Origin of the sequence: Rhizobium aureum (assembly GCF_030182495.1) — a bacterium.
GTDB lineage: Bacteria > Pseudomonadota > Alphaproteobacteria > Rhizobiales > Rhizobiaceae > Rhizobium > Rhizobium tropici_C.
In genome coordinates this window covers 1-16,390 of the sequence record NZ_JAQJCI010000026.1, presented here as the reverse complement: position 1 = coordinate 16,390, position 16,390 = coordinate 1, and the positions used below count along the sequence as shown (strand labels likewise).

Below are 16,390 nucleotides of genomic sequence, written 5' to 3'. Positions count from 1 at the left end.
CTCCCGCAGTTCGGCTTACATCTTCTCGGCAACCTTGACGGCGAAGGCGTATTCGAACGCCACTTCCTCCAGGCGCTGGAAGCGGCCGGAAGCGCCCCCATGGCCGGCATCCATGTTGGTCTTCAGCAGGATGGGCGCGTCGCTCGTCGTCTTCTCGCGCAGCTTGGCGACCCACTTCGCCGGTTCCCAATAGGTGACGCGCGGGTCGGTGAGGCCGCCGAGCGCGAGGATCGGCGGGTAGGGCTTCTCGCCGACATTGTCATAGGGGCTGTAGGCTGCGATCTGCTCGTACTCTTCCTTGCTTTCGATCGGGTTGCCCCATTCCGGCCATTCCGGCGGCGTCAGCGGCAAGGTGTCGTCGAGCATGGTGTTGAGCACGTCGACGAAGGGCACGGCGGCGATGATGCCGGCGAATTTTTCCGGCGCCATGTTGGCGACGGCTCCCATCAGCATGCCGCCAGCCGATCCGCCTTCGGCGATGATCTTCGCGTAAGAGGTGAACTTCTGCTGATTCAAATAGTCGGCTGCGGCGATGAAGTCCTTGAAGGTATTGGTCTTCTTTTCCATCTTGCCGTCCTCGTACCAGGCAAAACCCTTGTCCTTGCCGCCGCGGATATGGGCGATGGCATAGACGAAGCCGCGATCGGCGAGCGACAGGCAATTGGTGTTGAAGCCGGCCGGGATGGTAACCCCGTAGGCGCCGTAGCCATAGAGAAGGCAGGGGGCTGAGCCGTCGAGAGGCGTATCCTTGCGATAGAGCAGCGTCACCGGCACTCTCTCGCCATCCCAGGCAGGGGCAAAGACGCGGCGCGTCACGTAGTCGGCCGGATTATGGCCAGAGGGCACTTCCTGCGTCTTCAGCAAGGTGCGCTCGCGCGTCACCATATTGTAGTCGTAAAGCTGGCTCGGCGTCGTCATCGACGAATAGGAGAACCGGATGACATCCGTGTCGTATTCCGCCGCACCCTGCAGGCCGAGCGCATAGGCCTCCTCCTCGAAAGCGATTGCATGTTCCTCGCCAGTGCGGCGATCGCGGATGATGATGCGCGGCAGGCCATCCTTGCGCTCCAGCCAGAGGAGATGGCGGGCATAGGCGAGGTGGCTGAGGATCAGCGTGCCCGGCTTGTGCGGTACGACCTCGCGCCAGTTCTCCTTACCCGGCGCCTTCGCCGGCGCCTCCATGATCTTGAAATCCTTGGCGTCGCCGTCGTTGGTGAGAATGTAGAAGACGTCGCCGCCTTCGGTGATCTCATATTCGATCTCCGTTTCGCGCTCGGCGACGATCTTGGGCTCGGCGGTCAGGTCGGAGGTCGGGATGATGCGATATTCGCTGGTCTCGTGATCGTGAATGTCGATGAAGATGTAGTCGTCCAGCAGCGAGCCGCCGACGCCCATGAAGAAACCTGGATCCTCCTCCTCATAGACAAGCCGATCGTCCGACTGCGGCGTGCCGATGATGTGATGGAAGATCTTCGAGGGGCGATGGTTTTCGTCCTGCAGCGTATAGAAGAAGCTCTTGCCATCGGGCGCCCAGACGGCATCGCCACCGGTATTCTCGATCACGTCGGCAAGGTCCTCGCCGGTCTCGAAGTTGCGGATCTTCAGCGTGAAATATTCCGAACCCTTGTCGTCATAGCCCCAGATGCCGTGGCTGTGATCGGAGGAATGATCGAGGCCGGAGAGGCGGAAATAGGACTTTCCTTCATTCTCCTTGTCGCCGTTCAATAGCAGCTTGCGGTCGCCGCCGTTGCGCGGCTCGCGGAAAAAATGGGGCTGCTCGCCTCCGGTGACGAAAAGCGTGCCGTAGGCGTAGGGGCCGTCCTTCATCGGGATCGAGCTGTCATCCTCCTTGATGCGTCCCTTCATCTCGGCGAAGAGAACCTTCTGCAGTTCCTTCGTGTCCGCCATCGCGGCGTTCATGTAGGCGTTCTCAGCCTCCAGATGCGCCCGGATTTCCGGTGCCAGGATCGACGGATCCTTGAACATCGCCTGCCAGTTATCAGCGCGCAGCCAGGCATAATCGTCGGTGCGGGCAATGCCGTGACGTGTATCCGTAAACGGCTTTTTCTCGGCGACGGGCGGAGTGGGAAGATTTTTGAAAACTGGCACGAGAGCACTTTCTCTGGTGTGAAAGTCGAATGTGAAGAGAAGAGAGAAATAGAGGGCAGCGACCTTGGGTTCAAGCGGCAAGTCCGCTCCTCAAGCTTCATGCAAGCCGTCGTCATTAATCTCGATCGAACAGGCGGCTCCTGGCATGAATGGCGCGCTGCCTTGATGAGACCACATTCTTTATCGAAGTCGGCATACAGTGCGTCGACATGAAGGCGATCAAGACCTTCCCCGATGAAACCGGCGCACTCAAAATCCAAAACAATGCAAGGGACCGGTCTTCATGCTGAAACTCTTAGCCATCCTTATTCCATTGGCGTCAGTCGCTACCTGCGCCTTCGCCGTCGATTCGGCCATCAAGAAACAGTTGGAGAAACTCGACCCCTCGGAGCGGATGGAGCAGGCATGCGATGCCGAAGCCATGAAGCGTATCGGCACGGACAAGACGGGTTTCAAGCCGGACAAGGTGATCGCCTATACTTTCGGCGATCCCGATATGAAGCCGGATGCCATGAATGCGCCCGGCGCGGTTTTCCGCAGCAAGGGTGACTGGTACCACCTCTCCTACACATGCGTAACCGGCCCGCAGCATATTCATGTTCGGGATCTGAGCTACCAGATCGGCGACAAGGTGCCGCGCGACGCCTGGCAGCAACATTATCTCTACGACTGAGCGTTTCGGTCCCGTAAGACTGCCGGGGCCACGACATTCCATCTTGATGTCGCAACGGCACGATGCGATCGGACGCTATCGCCGTCTCCGGGATTCGACGCGGGTCAGCTCCGACAGGATATGCTCCTGCACGTCGATCGGCTGACGGCAGACGGCATCTGTCAGGTCGCGCAGCGTCGCCCTCAGGCTGTGAAGCTGATCCACCAGATCCATGACGACATCGACGCCGGGTTCGTTGAGCCCCATTGCTCTGTCGAGATCGAGGATCAGTCGGCCGCGCGCGATATCGGCCTCGCGAAAATTCCGTCCGTGATCCGTCTCTTCCGGCACCAGCCAACCTTGTGAGATCCAGACTTCCAGCACGGAGGTCTCGATTTGGAGGTGCAGTCGAAACTCGCTCTCGTTCATCGCTTATCCTCCCATGGACTTTCTGGGATCTTGTGCCTTGCCCGCCTCCCATTCGGAAACGAAGCGTGTCAGTTCGGGATCCGGCGTCTCCGGCAGGACGACCTTCAGGGTGACATAGGCGTCGCCGTTTTCCTTGCCGCGCACGGGTGCGCCCTTGCCCTTCAGGCGCAGCACCTTGCCCGTATTGGAGTTCGGAGCGAGAGTAACGGTAACCGCGCCGGACGGTGTCGGAACCCGGATCTTGCCGCCGAGCACTGCTTCCGACAGCGAGATCGGCAGTTCCATCCGGATATCGTCGCCATCGCGGGTATAGAAGCGATGCGGCCGGACATGCACCGCGATCAGCGCATCGCCGGCGGCCCCGCCGCCGAAGCCGGGATGTCCCTTGCCCTTGAGGCGAAGCGTCTGGCCGTCGCGCGTGCCGGGCGGGATCTGGACGTCGAGCGCCGGCCCGTCGGGCAGGCTGATCTGTTTCTTCACGCCGTTGATGGCGTCAAGGAAATCGACCTCCATCGTATAGTGACGGTCTTGACCCTGCATTTTCGTTTGGCCTCGGCTGCGCCGCGAGAAGAAACTGGAAAATATGTCGTCGGCATCGCCGAAATCGGCAAAGCCGCCGGCATTCTGATAGCGGCCACGCTGGCCTTCGTTCGCCGCATAATCACGGTAATAGTTGCGCGGTGCCTGCTCGGCACCGCTGCTGTCGATCTCGCCGCGGTCGAACCGCGCACGCTTCTCCTCGTCGCCAAGAATGCCATAGGCTGCCGAGGCCTCCTTGAACTTGTCCTCGGCCTGCTTGTCGCCGGGGTTGAGATCGGGATGCAGCTTCTTGGCAAGCTTGCGGTAGGCGCTTTGAATATCCTTTTGCGGAGCGTCCCGCTTCACGCCCAGAACTTCATAGGGATCGCGACTCATGCATGTCTCTCTTTGGGAGCAGGGAAAAATACGCACATAGTGCTACGGCAACCTCATATCAATCGTAGCACAGACGACACCTGGTTGAAGTCCGCACTTGGAGGCTTTCATGTCCGGCGCATTTGTGCTGTGAAATGAGCCGAGCGACGCCGGTTTGCCATATTTCCGGCGTGTTGCCGGATGATGGCGGCGTTGCAGCTGACATGATCATCATTCGGCCGCCCGATTTCGTTTGTTTGATCTACCCGGTGGCCGCCTCGATGAAACGCCTGTTGCCGACATTCATGCTTCTGCTTGCCGCGCGAGCCGTCCTCGCCGCGCAGACCGAGCAGCCGCCTGCCGGCTGGCCGCAACTGCCGCCTAAGGCGCCGCCGTCGAACACCAGGCTTGTCGAGCCGCATCTGCACGTCGATCGGGCGGGCAAGGGCGCGCCCCGCATCGCGCTCACCTTCGACGCCTGCATGGGCAAGACCGATCCACGCATTCTCAGCACCCTCGTCGATCAGCGCATCCCGGCGACGATCTTCGTCACCGCGCGTTGGCTGCGCACCAACCCCGACGCATTGAAGGTCTTCCTGGCCAACCCCGATCTCTTCGAACTGGAAAATCACGGGCAGAACCATATCCCGGCCGTCGACATTCCGACCAAGGTTTATGGCATCCCCGCCGCCGGTTCGCCTCAGGCTGTCGCGCAGGAAGTCAAGGGCGGCGCCGAGGCGATGATCGCGGCCGGAATTCCGCAGCCGCGTTGGTTCCGCGGCGCGACCGCGAAATACAGCCCTTCCGCCATCGCGCAGATCCGCGGCATGGGGTATCGAATTGCCGGCTATTCGGTGAACGGCGACAGCGGCTCGCTGCTGCCGGCAAAGATGGTGGAGAAGCAATATGCCTCCGCCAGGGACGGCGATGTCATTATCTCCCACATCAACCAGCCGACGCATGCGGCGGGTGAGGGGGTCGCGGCCAGTATTCTTGCGCTGAAGGCGAAGGGCGTGGAGTTCGTTCGCCTGCAGGATATCTCCGAAAAGGGTGACGACGGGACGACGAATTGAGGAGTTAAAGGGCTTAACCCGGCAATTGCGGCTGGACCTTTTCCTCGATGAACAGCTCTTCGACGACGGTCATGACGATCAGCGACAGCGGCAGGGCCAGCATGGCGCCGACGGCACCCCACATCCATGTCCAGAAGAGAATGGCAAGAAAGACGACGAAGGGATTGATCTCCCATTGCCGGCCCATGATCGCGGGGAAAACGAGGTTTTCGACCGCCAGATGCACGGCGAAAAACGCGATGGCGGGCGCGAGGCCGAAGATGATGTCGGAATGCGTGACGATACCGGCAATCGCCAATGCAATCGTCATCGTCGTGATGCCGAGGAACGGAATGAAGCTCGAAACGAAAGCGAAGGCGCCCCATAGCACCGGCACGCTTAAGCCGCCGACATAGGCGATAACAGTCATGGCAACGCCTATTCCGGCATAGATCAGCGAGGCTGTCGCAAAATAGAAGCCGAGCACCTGTTCCACCGCATTCAGGATCCGGATCGTGGTCAGCCGCGACGCGTGGGTGGAGAAGGCCAGAATGATCGTCTTGCGCAGGCTCACCCTGCCGGCAAGAAACAGCAGCAATGCAGCGAAGAAAATCAGGATTTGCACGATGGCCGGTGTCAGGCTGGTCGACACGACATGCAGGACGTTGCCGCTGTTTTCCAAAAGGGTGCTGATCGACATCGGACCGCCCTGAAGGCTTTCGGACGAAACATGCAGCCATCTGAACCTATCGAGGTAGGGCATCAGTCGGTCGGAGGTGCGCTGAAAGAAGTCAGGCGCTTCCTGGGCGAGTTTGCCGACCGGTCCGGCAAGCGCGTTGATGACGAGGAAGATGACCAACGCCACGGCCGAAGACAGAAGCATGGCGTTCAGGACGCGGGGCACGCCGAGCTTGCTGAGCTTTTCCGCCGCCAGCCCGAGGATCATGCCGACGACGACCGCGAGCGTTACCGGGATGAGGATCAGTGACATCATGTAGACGCCGGCCAAGGCCAGGATAAGGAAGATTCCTATGGTCGCCCAGGATGCGGCGATGTCGAGCCTGCCACGCATCGATCCGTGGGAAATGTCGAAAATATTGTCGTCGTCGCGCTCATCTTGAGATGTGTTGCGTTCTGCGTCGGTCCTGCCTTCGCATGTAACCGTTGTTTCCGATCGCGTGGTAACGACTTTATCGACTTCCATGCCCTGCACGTTCCCAGAGGCACAATCGCCTCGCTACTCCAACGCGAAAAGCCCGTTCCGGTTCCGCAACGGGCTTACGCGATAGCGATTTGGGCAGATCAGGCGATCAGGTTCAGTCCGATACCCCAGGGGTCGCGCAGCGAAACGCCGCCGTCGCGTTTCTCGGTCTTGATCTCATGCTGCTCCAGGGCGGAGACGGCGCTATCGAGCGCGGCCTTGTCGTTGAACCGCAGCGTATAGTCGGAAAGACCGGTCATATGTTCGGAGCGCAGACCGGCGCCGCGGCTGTTCCAGGTATTGGCGCCGAGATGATGGTGGTAACCGCCCGTCGCAAGGAAAGTCGCGCCAGGATAGCGCGCGGCCATTACCTTCATGCCGAGCACGTCGCGATAGAAGGCATTGGCTTCCGCCACATCGCCTACCTGCAGATGGATATGGCCGATGGCCGATCCCTCGGCCATGCCCTCCCAGCGGTCCTGCGGGGCGCTTTCGCAGAGCTTCTGCAGATCGAGCCGAAGCGTGGCCATCTCGACCGTGCCGTCGTTATGGAAGGTCCACTCATCGTGCGGCCGGTCGGCATAGATCTCGATACCGTTACCTTCCGGATCGGAGAGATAGATGGCTTCGCTGACGATATGATCCGATGCGCCTTCCAGTACGACATTGTTTTGGGCGGCATGGCGAAGCCAGCGCGCCAGTTCGACGCGGCTCGGCATCAGAAAGGCGGTGTGGAAGAGGCCTGCGGCGGTCTTCGGCGCGCGCATCGCAGCCCGATCCGTCGTCAGTGTCAGCAAGGGATGGCCGGCAACGCCCAAGACCTCGCCGCTTGCTGTCTTCTCGATCACCTTCAGGCCGAGCATGTCCTGATAGAAACGCGACACCTGCGCAAGGTCGGTGACGACGAGGTGCGACTGGCCGACATAGGCGGGACGGGTCAGAGCATAGGAAGGGGCAGTTTCGGTCATAGGATCAGTTCCAGCCTCGATACTTTAAAAAGGCAACCGGCGTCGGCGGCTATGGGCCGCCAGGGGCGGGGGAGTTTGCCGATTGATTGCCTCTTTGGATATCCTCTGCCCGCCGTACTTGCAGTTGATATGGCGGATTTCGATTGTTCACAGAAGCCCATAAATTGCGGATTGAGCGTTCGCTTTCCATTGACGCATGCGGTGGGTGGGCCTCGTTTACGAAGATTGATCGATGCGCGCGTTTGGCGCAGTTGCTTCTTCGTCGCCCCGGTGCGAAGATCGATTTCGGACGGAAGCGGACGGAGTTCAATGACCGAGTATAGGGGCATCCGTTGGGCCTATGATCGCTATGAGATTATCGCCGACAGCATCGTCAATGGTGTCGGGGTCGTCTTTGCATTGATCGGCGCGACCGTATTGATCTTCTATGCGACGGTCTGGAGCTCCTACGGAGAGATTGCAGCGGCCTGGATCTATGGGATCGGCCTGGTGCTGACGCTCGGAATGTCCTTCACCTACAATCTCTGGCCGGTATCCAGGACGAAATGGTTCCTCCGCCGTTTCGACCACTCCTTCATCTATGTCCTGATCGCCGCCACCTACACGCCCTTTCTTGAGCGGGGGGCCGGGGATCCCCTGTTGCTCGGCGTGCTGATCGCCGTCTGGGTCTTCGCCGCCTTCGGCATCATCCTGAAATGCCTGTTTCCAGGGCGCTACGACCGATTGGCGATCCTGCTCTACCTGGCCATGGGCTGGAGCGGTATTTTGGTCGCCAAGTCGGTTTCCATGCATATCCCCTTCGCCTCGATGCTGCTCATCATCATCGGCGGCGTGATCTACTCGCTTGGCGTAATCTTTCACGTCTGGGAAAAGCTGCGTTTCCAGAATGCCATCTGGCACGGCTTTGTCGTCGCCGCGGCCGCCGTGCATTATTCGGCGGTGCTGACCTGCTTCAGCCTGTCACCGGAAAGCTTTTGACGATCTCTGCCGTCGGCGTGCACTTCCTGGTCGAGCGCAGGCTACGCACCAGGCGCATGACGATGGCATCGTAGCGCTGCATATCCGTTTTCGAATAGTCCATCTGGAAGAAGGCCGCCGCCCCATTGCAAAGGGCGACGCCGCGGACATACACGATGCGCCCCTGCCTGGTGCCTGAGAAGCTGATGCCGCGCGAGTTCGATTTGGAATAGGAAATCTTCCAGCCGTCCTCCCTTGCCAGTGCCATGCGCCCATTCGCTTCCGAGGCAAAATCGCCATTGGCGATCATCGTGCTGAAAACCAGCAGCGTCGCCGAGCGGTCCGCCGGTGACAGCGCGAGCCGATCGGTATCCCCGGAAGGAGTTGCGAGATGGAATTCCGGCGGCAGCTCGATCGCATAGCCGAGACCTGCATTGTCATAGGACCGCCAATCCGCGGCAAAGGCCGAGGCGGAGGAAAGAAGCAGGAGTGCGATCAGACGGGCGAGCATTGCGGTTCCTGGGAGGCGGGATCTGCAAACCGGTCAAGAATAACGCATTTTTCGGCGGAAATTCCATAGCGATTGAAGATGCTGGCACAAATTAGCGCAAATTCGTTACAGCTTCATTGCGAGCTATGCGTAATTGGCGGTTTGTCTGGCCCCGCTGCCCGCAGTTTACGAAGCTGTCACGGGTCCAGCCGTTTGCAACGTCTGCAGGCCACCGTTTAAAAAGCCGATTTCAGTGGTTTACGTCCGGTTTTCCCTTTCCAGGGCTTGAGGCGATGTGCCCTTTCGCCTATCCCTTCAAGTCAGCTCCGGCATTGACGGATTCGATGATCATTCAACAAAGGGGGGAACATGGCCGCCGCCACCGCGGGCCTGACATTCCTGGCACTATGCCTGCCCTTTCTCGGTGCATTGATCGCGCCCATCGCTGTTCGGCGGCTAGGTCATAATGCGGCCTGGCTCTTGGCGTTGCTTCCAGCGCTTTCCTTCATTCATTTCGTCGGCTTTCTTCCTGCAATCGCGGCCGGGCAGGCTGAATTGGGCGGCTTCGATTGGGTGCCAAGCCTCAATCTGCGGCTTTCCTGGCTGATTGACGGCCTGTCGCTGACCTTCGCGCTGCTCATCACCGGCATCGGCACGCTGATCGTCCTCTATGCCGGCGGCTATCTGAAGGGGCATGTCGATCTCGGCCGCTTCTTCTCCTTCATCTTCCTCTTCATGGGCTCGATGCTCGGCCTCGTCGTCTCGGATAGCTTCCTGACGCTCTTCGTCTTCTGGGAGCTGACCTCGATCACCTCCTTCCTGCTGATCGGTTTTGATCATCAGCGGGAAGCCTCGCGCCGGGCGGCGCTGCAGGCACTGGTCGTGACCGGCGGCGGAGGGCTGCTGCTGCTGGCAGGCCTGCTGCTGCTCTGGCAGATAACCGGTATCGCCGCGATGTCCGACCTGTTGAAAGCCGGCGATCTCGTGCGGGCGAGTCCGCTCTATCTTGCAGCCCTGATCCTGGTGCTTGGCGGCGCCTTCACCAAATCGGCGCAGTTTCCGTTCCATTTCTGGCTGCCGAATGCCATGGAAGCGCCGACTCCCGTTTCGGCCTACCTTCACTCGGCAACCATGGTGAAGGCGGGCGTCTATCTTGTGATGCGGCTCAATCCCGTCCTCGGCGGTACGACGGCCTGGCAGGCCATCCTTCCGCTTTTTGGTGCCGCCACGCTGCTCGTCGGAACCTTGCTTGCCATCCGCCAGACCGATCTGAAGCTGAAGCTCGCCTATACGACGGTTTCCTCGCTCGGCCTGCTGGTCATGCTCACCGGCTTCGGCACGGATTATGCCATCGAAGCAGCTGTCATCTATCTGGTGGCGCATTCGCTGTTCAAGGGCGCCCTTTTCATGGTCGCCGGCATCGTCGATCATGAGACGGGGACACGCGACATCACCCGGCTGGGCGGCTTGCGCTCGGCCATGCCGCTGACCTTTGCCGCCGCTCTGGTTGCAGCGGTCTCGATGGGGGGGCTGCCGCCGGCTTTCGGTTTCCTCGCCAAGGAAGAGATCTATGCCGCGCTGGCACAGGCATCGCCCGCCGCGATCATCCTGACGATCATCGCCGTGGCCGGCAACGCGCTGATGTTCGCCATCGCCTTCGCCGTCGCGCTGAAGCCTTTCCTGGGGCCGCTGACCGAGACGCCACGCCATCCGCATGAAGCGCCGCCCTTGCTTTGGCTCGGGCCGGTGACACTTGCCTTGCTCGGCATCGCTTCGGCCTTGTTCGCACCCTTATGGCACGTTTACATCTCCTCACCGATGGCAAGCGCCGTCAGCGGCACAGGTTTACAGATCGCAGTTTCGCTGGCTCCGCATATCGGCCTGCCTCTGGCACTCTCCATCGTGACCGTGCTGATCGGCATCCTTGTCTATTGGCAGCTCGATCGCGCCCGTTTTTTCATGTCCATTGTCCTGCGGATGCTGGGACCGGGCCCGGATCGCGGTTTCGACGGGTTCATCTCCGGCCTGGTGCGGCTCTCACACGTCGTCTCGCGTTTCCTGCAGCCCGGGCGGCTGGAAATCTATGTCGCCGTCACCTTCCTCTGCCTTGCGGCGATGCTGCTGATCCCCCTCGTGATCCACGGCGAATTGCCTCATGTGCCTGCCTGGCCGGACCTGCAGTGGCACGAGGCGGCGATCTTCCTGATCGCCATCATCGGTGTTGCCGCAGTCGTCTTCGCGCGGGACCGGCTGACGGCCATTGTTTCGCTCGGCATTCAGGGATTCGCCGTCGCCGTCATCTTTCTCTTGTTCGGGGCACCGGATCTGTCCTTCACGCAGTTCATGGTCGAGACCCTTTCGGTCGTGATCCTGGCCCTGGTGATGACGCGCCTGCGCCTCTCGCCTTCGGATCACCGGCCGCCGCTCGCCAGGGTCGCTCATGCCGTATTGGCGATCGCCTGCGGCATCGGCTTTGCGCTTCTGCTGCTGAAGGCGACCCAGGCACCGTTCGACCTGACGCTGACGGCCTTCTTCAATCAATATTCGAAGCTGATCGCGCATGGCGACAATGTGGTGAATGTCATCATCGTCGATTTCCGCGGCACGGACACGCTCGGCGAGATTGCCGTCGTCGCCATGACCGGCCTTGCGATCCTGGCGCTGATCCGCATCCGTGCCGGCGGCGAGCGTAAGCTTGCAACCAACGACCCCGATCTTGAGGAAAAGGCCGGTCTCGGCGAAAGGATGGAGGCCGAGCGCTCGTGAATACGCTGATCTTCCGCACCGCCGCGCCGTTTCTGACCGCCCTGATGCTGCTCTTCTCCGTTTTCGTGCTGCTGCGCGGCCATAACGAACCCGGCGGCGGCTTTATTGGCGGCCTCATCGCAGCGTCGGCCCTGGCAATCTATGGTATTGCCTGTGGCGTCACGGCGGTCCGGCAAGCCATTATTTTTCATCCGCTGGCGATCGCCGGCTTCGGTCTGTTGGCGGCGACCCTTGCCGGCTTTCTGTCTGTTTTTTGCGGCGTGCCGTTCATGACCGGCCTTTGGATCTATCCCCATCTCTTCGGCGTCGAGGTGCCGCTTTCGACCGTCATGCTCTTCGATATCGGCGTCTATCTGGTGGTTGTTGGAGCCATTACCTCGATCGCGCTGGCGCTCGAAGAGCGGGAGGCGGATTGATGGAGGTCGTCTTTGCCCTCGTCGTCGGCCTCTTCTTCGCCGCCGCGATCTATCTGATGCTGTCGAAATTCTCGATCCGCATCATGCTCGGCATCGCCATTCTCGGCAATGCCGTCAATCTTCTGCTTTTTACCGCCGGCCGGGTCACGCCCGAAGTGCCTCCCATCATCCGGAAAGGGGCGAGCACGCTCGACAACGCAGCCGCCAATCCGCTGCCGCAAGCCTTGATCCTGACGGCGATCGTCATCTCCTTTTCATTCCTTGCCTTTCTGCTTGTCCTGACCTACCGCGCCTATCAGGACTTAAGGACCGACAATACGGGCGAGATGCTCGTGGCCGAACCGGACGAGCGGCCGTTGCCGCCCCTGGGCTACTGACGCGATGGCCGGCCCACCCGATATTCCCGTCGATCTCTCCGCCGCGCTGGTTGCCGCACCCGTGCCTGTGGGCCATTGGCTTGTCATCCTGCCGGTCGCCTTGTGCATCGGGCTCGGGGCGATTCTGCTGATGTTGCGCAACCGGACCGAATGGCATGCCGCGATCGCTATTCCCGGTCTCGTACTGCTGGTGCTGATCGACGCTGCCTTGCTCTATAAGGTCGTCGACGAGGGCGCCGTCACGATGGTCATGGGACGATGGCTGCCGCCTTTCGGCATCGCCTTCAGCGTCGATATTTTCGGCGCGCTCATGGCCCTGACGGCAGCCGTTGTCGCCCTGTTGGCGGGCTTCTACTCGCTCGGCGAAATCACCGTGAGCGGGCGGCGATATGGTTTTTTCCCTTTCCTGATGCTGTTGCTGGCTGGCGTCAGCGGCGCCTTCCTGACGGGCGACGTCTTCAATCTCTATGTCTGGTTCGAGGTGCTGCTGATCTCGTCTTTCGGCCTGCTGATCCTCGGCTCGGAGCGCGAGCAGATCGATGGCGCATTGAAATACGCCCTCCTCAATCTCATCGCCACCACGCTGTTCCTCGTCTCCGTCGGCTATCTCTACGCCGTCTTCGGTACGCTCAACATGGCCGATATCGCCATGAAGGCGAGGGCGGGTGAGAGCAATGCGCCGCTGACGACCCTGGCAGGCCTGTTCCTGTTGGCCTTCGGCATGAAGGCGGCAGCCTTCCCGGTCAATTTCTGGCTCCCGGCTTCCTATCACACCCCCCGCATCACCGTTTCGGCGCTCTTCGCCGGCTTGCTGACCAAGGTCGGCATCTATGCCCTCATCCGGGTTTTGGTCATGCTGCTGCCTGTCGAGCGGGCAGGGCTCGGTCCGCTGGTCACGGTCATCGCCATCGCGACCATGCTCGTCGGGGTCATGGGTGCGCTCGGGGCAAACGATGTCAGGCGCATGCTCGGCTATATCGTCATATCGGGCATCGGCACGATGCTGGCTGGCGTTGCCCTCGGCAATGCCGATGGCCTCAGCGGCGCGATCTTCTATGCGCTGCATTCGATGGTGCTGATGACCGCACTTTATCTGCTTGCAGGGCAGGCGGCACGGCTCGGCGGCAGCTTTTCACTCACGGCTCTCGGCGGGCTCTATCGGCAGAGCGGCTGGTTTGCCGGTCTTTCGCTGGTGCTTTTCTTCGCCATCAGCGGTCTGCCGCCCTTTTCGGGCTTCTGGCCAAAGGTCGTACTGGTAAAGGCCGCGCTCGCAACGGGCGCCTGGTGGCTCGCCGCAACAATCCTGCTGGCCGGTTTCCTGACAACGATCGTTTTCGGGCGGGTGTTCCTGCTCGCTTATTGGCGACCCGCGGCGGGCGATAGCGTCGCGGCGGAGCCGATCAGGTGGCAGGCCGCTTTGCCGCTTCTTGCTCTTTCGCTGCTTGTCATCGGCTTCGGCCTGTTTCCGGAACGGCTCCTGCACCTGACCCAGGCGGCGGCCGCCGGCCTCGAGCAGCCATCGGCCTATCTGCACTCCGTCTTTCCCGCGGCAGGAGGCGCTCGATGATCCTCTTCATCTTCAATCTGCTGCTTGCCATCGTCTGGGTTGCCGTAACCGGCAGTGCTTCCTTCATCAATCTGGTCTTCGGCTTCGTCCTTGCGGCGGTTGCGCTCGCGATCGTGCGATCATCCTACGGAGGCGTACTCTATCTCGGGCGTGCTCGCCGCATCCTCGCGCTCCTGGTACTGTTCATATGCGAGCTCGCAAAGTCCGTCTGGGCCGTTGCCGTGGCCGTCATGAGCCCCAGGATCGATGTGAAGCCCGGGATTTTCGCCTTTCCCCTGACGGTCGACCGCGATTTTGAAATCACGCTGCTTGCCAACCTCATCACGCTGACGCCGGGCACGCTATCGGTCGACGTCTCGGATGACCGCAAGATGCTTTATGTTCATGCGCTCGATTGCTCCGATCCGGAAGCCATCAGGCGCGGCATCGCCGACGGCTTCGAGCACCGCATCATGGAGGCTTTCCGATGATGGCCGCATCTATCGTTTCGGCTGCAGCAATGGTGGCGCTGGGCATACTGAGCATCGCCTTCCTGTTCACCGTGTATCGGGTGGTTGCCGGTCCGACATTGCCGGATCGGGTTCTGGCGCTCGATATGCTGGTGGCGATCGCCATCGGCTTCATTGCCGTCATCGCCATCAAGACCGGCTTCACGCTTTACATCGATATTGCCATTTCGCTGGGCCTCGTCGGTTTCCTCGCCACTGTCGCCTTCGCCCGGTTCATCCTGACGCGGGCGCAACCCGATGTTTCGAGCCGGCATGCTGCACGCCCGGAAACTATCGGCGCTTCCGAAAGCAAGAAGACGCGCAAACGGAACAAGCAACGGAAGGGAGGGCGTTGATGGATTTGCTTTGGGCTATCCTGGTCGCCGTGCTTCTGTTGGCTGGCGCATTGTTCTCGCTTATTGCCGCCATCGGCATTGTTCGCCTTCCGGATCTCTACAGCCGCATGCATGCGGCATCGAAGGCAGGCACCGTGGGTTCCGGCCTATTGCTACTTGCGGTCGGTATTCATTCGCAGGACCTGCCGATATTGGCGCGGGCGCTGGCCGGATTTGTCTTTTTCGTATTGACCGCACCGATTTCGGCACATCTTCTTGCGCGTGCGGCGCACAAGGCGGGGCATCGCTTGACGGCGCCTTCCGTACGCGATGAATTGGTGCGGCACGAGCAGCTCGCGAAACGCGGGAATGGAAAAAAGGGCTAACAAACGCAGAAATTGTTAATGAAGGAATATCTGTTCGCGTTATTAGTTATCCATTTTTTAGTAGATGAATTTTTTGCGAAGAAATGTTGGGATTAAAAACTGGACATTTGGGTAAAGAGTGCTAATTCAGATTCAAGTAGAGTTCTGATGTTAAGTTAGTCTCGACCGGGTTTAAGCTCTCAATGCTTTTATCTTTCCTTGATACAAAGCTGAGCAAAACTTTGTTCCGATCAGCGATTAGAGATCGCTATCGTGGTCGCTAATTCTGATATCAGGCGGCAAGAAGCGGTTTTCCCTCGCGTGAAATCTAGGGGTGGATTTCATGCGATAAGAAATATGGCGTTATGCACCGTTTTCTTGCTGATGGCTGCTACGAATACGAGCAATACGTTTGCGCGAATTGCTCGGCGCTGGGAAACTCCGGGATCAGCAGATTTCCGAAGTCAGGCGCAGATTATACAGCAACGCTGTGCCCTGCGCTCTCTTTTGGGGCGCGGCGCGGCAAGCAAGCCGATGAACAGGAGAACACAATGACAGATGCGGCCCTTGGCAACGGGCAGGAGTTACTGGTTGAACTGACCGCCGACATCGTTGCGGCCTATGTCAGCAACCATGTCGTACCGGTCAGCGACCTTCCGAACTTGATTTCCGACGTACATTCCGCCTTGAGCAACACCTCGGCTCCGGCTCCTGCCGTAACCGTGGTCGAAAAGCAGAAGCCGGCCGTATCGGTTCGCAAGTCCGTGCAGGATGATCAGATCACCTGCCTGGAATGTGGCGGCAGCTTCAAGTCGCTGAAGCGCCATCTTATGACCCATCACGGTCTTTCGCCGGAAGAATATCGCGAGAAGTGGGATCTGGCCGCCGATTATCCGATGGTGGCACCGGCTTATGCCGAAGCCCGTTCGCGCCTTGCAAAGGAAATGGGTCTCGGCCAGCGCCGCAAGCGCGGCGGCCGCTGAGAGTTCATTACTGAATCAAAGAAAAACCCGGCTCTCGAGCCGGGTCAGACTGCTGACAAACCTCTGGCGTCAGCCGGAGGTTTTTGATTCAATGGGACATGCTGAAGAAACCTGCTCCCGAACAGACGGCTCTCGAGATGGTGACGCTCGACAGTCTTGTGCCGAAGGATCACCTTCTGCGCCGAATAGACGCGGTGATCGACTTCTCGTTCATCCACGATCGCGTTGCCGGCTTGTACTGCGCCGACAATGGCCGCCCGCCGCTTGATCCGACGCTGATGTTCAAGGCGCTGTTCATCGGCTACCTCTACGGCATTCGCTCCGAGCGGCAGCTGGTGCGC

At 60.2% G+C, this 16,390-nt stretch carries 18 protein-coding genes; 12 read left to right on the top strand and 6 right to left on the bottom strand.

Going from position 1 to position 16,390, the window contains the following annotated elements; genetic code table 11:
- Positions 1 to 15: 15 nt before the first annotated feature.
- Positions 16 to 2,109, bottom strand: a complete 2,094-nt coding sequence (locus tag PH552_RS31510) for a S9 family peptidase (RefSeq protein WP_113251196.1) — start codon at positions 2,107 to 2,109, stop codon at positions 16 to 18.
- 283 nt (positions 2,110 to 2,392) lie between these two features.
- Here PH552_RS31510 and PH552_RS31505 point away from each other — a divergent pair, with 283 nt between their 5' ends.
- Complete coding sequence (locus PH552_RS31505) at positions 2,393 to 2,782, top strand: DUF930 domain-containing protein (RefSeq protein ID WP_113251171.1); 390 nt, start codon at positions 2,393 to 2,395, stop codon at positions 2,780 to 2,782.
- A gap of 75 nt (positions 2,783 to 2,857) precedes the next feature.
- Here PH552_RS31505 and PH552_RS31500 read toward each other — a convergent pair whose 3' ends face one another.
- Positions 2,858 to 3,190, bottom strand: a complete 333-nt coding sequence (locus PH552_RS31500) for a chaperone modulator CbpM (RefSeq protein ID WP_113251170.1) — start codon at positions 3,188 to 3,190, stop codon at positions 2,858 to 2,860.
- Between the two features lie 3 nt (positions 3,191 to 3,193).
- Entirely contained in the window at positions 3,194 to 4,105 is a 912-nt protein-coding gene (locus tag PH552_RS31495) for a DnaJ C-terminal domain-containing protein (protein ID WP_113251169.1), read from the bottom strand.
- 260 nt (positions 4,106 to 4,365) lie between these two features.
- Between PH552_RS31495 and PH552_RS31490 the strand changes: the two genes are divergently transcribed.
- Entirely contained in the window at positions 4,366 to 5,157 is a 792-nt protein-coding gene (locus tag PH552_RS31490) for a polysaccharide deacetylase family protein (protein WP_113251195.1), read from the top strand.
- A 13-nt stretch (positions 5,158 to 5,170) separates the two neighbouring features.
- Here the strand turns inward: PH552_RS31490 and PH552_RS31485 are convergent, their stop codons facing one another.
- Together PH552_RS31485 and PH552_RS31480 are read right to left on the bottom strand one after the other, a co-directional pair.
- Positions 5,171 to 6,340: an AI-2E family transporter gene (locus PH552_RS31485; RefSeq protein WP_112340341.1), complete on the bottom strand. Its 1,170-nt coding sequence runs from the start codon at positions 6,338 to 6,340 to the stop codon at positions 5,171 to 5,173.
- A 98-nt stretch (positions 6,341 to 6,438) separates the two neighbouring features.
- Complete coding sequence (locus PH552_RS31480; RefSeq protein ID WP_113251168.1) at positions 6,439 to 7,305, bottom strand: VOC family protein; 867 nt, start codon at positions 7,303 to 7,305, stop codon at positions 6,439 to 6,441.
- Between the two features lie 309 nt (positions 7,306 to 7,614).
- Between PH552_RS31480 and trhA the strand changes: the two genes are divergently transcribed.
- A complete protein-coding gene (trhA, locus tag PH552_RS31475) occupies positions 7,615 to 8,283 on the top strand; it encodes a PAQR family membrane homeostasis protein TrhA (RefSeq protein ID WP_113251167.1) in 669 nt (222 codons plus the stop codon).
- Here trhA and PH552_RS31470 read toward each other — a convergent pair.
- On the bottom strand, positions 8,258 to 8,773 hold the full coding sequence (locus PH552_RS31470; RefSeq protein ID WP_113251166.1) for a hypothetical protein: 516 nt from the start codon (positions 8,771 to 8,773) through the stop codon (positions 8,258 to 8,260). The genes trhA and PH552_RS31470 overlap by 26 nt on opposite strands.
- Positions 8,774 to 9,121: 348 nt before the next feature.
- Between PH552_RS31470 and PH552_RS31465 the strand changes: the two genes are divergently transcribed.
- The 9 genes from PH552_RS31465 to PH552_RS31425 all read left to right on the top strand — a co-directional run.
- The gene (locus PH552_RS31465) at positions 9,122 to 11,518 is read left to right on the top strand and encodes a putative monovalent cation/H+ antiporter subunit A (protein WP_113251165.1); all 2,397 of its coding nucleotides are present in this window, start codon (positions 9,122 to 9,124) and stop codon (positions 11,516 to 11,518) included.
- Complete coding sequence (locus PH552_RS31460) at positions 11,515 to 11,934, top strand: Na+/H+ antiporter subunit B (RefSeq protein WP_113251164.1); 420 nt, start codon at positions 11,515 to 11,517, stop codon at positions 11,932 to 11,934. The genes PH552_RS31465 and PH552_RS31460 overlap by 4 nt, the downstream gene beginning before the upstream one ends.
- A complete protein-coding gene (locus PH552_RS31455; protein WP_112340347.1) occupies positions 11,934 to 12,311 on the top strand; it encodes a Na+/H+ antiporter subunit C in 378 nt (125 codons plus the stop codon). Before PH552_RS31460 ends, PH552_RS31455 begins: the two co-directional genes overlap by 1 nt.
- Positions 12,312 to 12,315: 4 nt before the next feature.
- Positions 12,316 to 13,878, top strand: coding sequence for a Na+/H+ antiporter subunit D (locus PH552_RS31450; RefSeq protein ID WP_285166571.1), 1,563 nt, complete (start codon positions 12,316 to 12,318; stop codon positions 13,876 to 13,878).
- Entirely contained in the window at positions 13,875 to 14,348 is a 474-nt protein-coding gene (locus tag PH552_RS31445; RefSeq protein WP_113251162.1) for a Na+/H+ antiporter subunit E, read from the top strand. The genes PH552_RS31450 and PH552_RS31445 overlap by 4 nt, the downstream gene beginning before the upstream one ends.
- Positions 14,345 to 14,722 carry a cation:proton antiporter gene (locus PH552_RS31440; protein WP_113251161.1) on the top strand — a complete coding sequence of 126 codons (378 nt, stop codon included), beginning with the start codon at positions 14,345 to 14,347 and terminating at the stop codon, positions 14,720 to 14,722. The genes PH552_RS31445 and PH552_RS31440 overlap by 4 nt, the downstream gene beginning before the upstream one ends.
- Entirely contained in the window at positions 14,722 to 15,087 is a 366-nt protein-coding gene (gene mnhG / locus PH552_RS31435) for a monovalent cation/H(+) antiporter subunit G (RefSeq protein ID WP_113251160.1), read from the top strand. The genes PH552_RS31440 and mnhG overlap by 1 nt, the downstream gene beginning before the upstream one ends.
- A gap of 530 nt (positions 15,088 to 15,617) precedes the next feature.
- The gene (locus PH552_RS31430; protein WP_112340352.1) at positions 15,618 to 16,049 is read left to right on the top strand and encodes a Ros/MucR family transcriptional regulator; all 432 of its coding nucleotides are present in this window, start codon (positions 15,618 to 15,620) and stop codon (positions 16,047 to 16,049) included.
- A gap of 98 nt (positions 16,050 to 16,147) precedes the next feature.
- The coding region (locus PH552_RS31425) for a transposase (RefSeq protein WP_285166446.1) at positions 16,148 to 16,390 on the top strand (243 nt) is incomplete at its 3' end.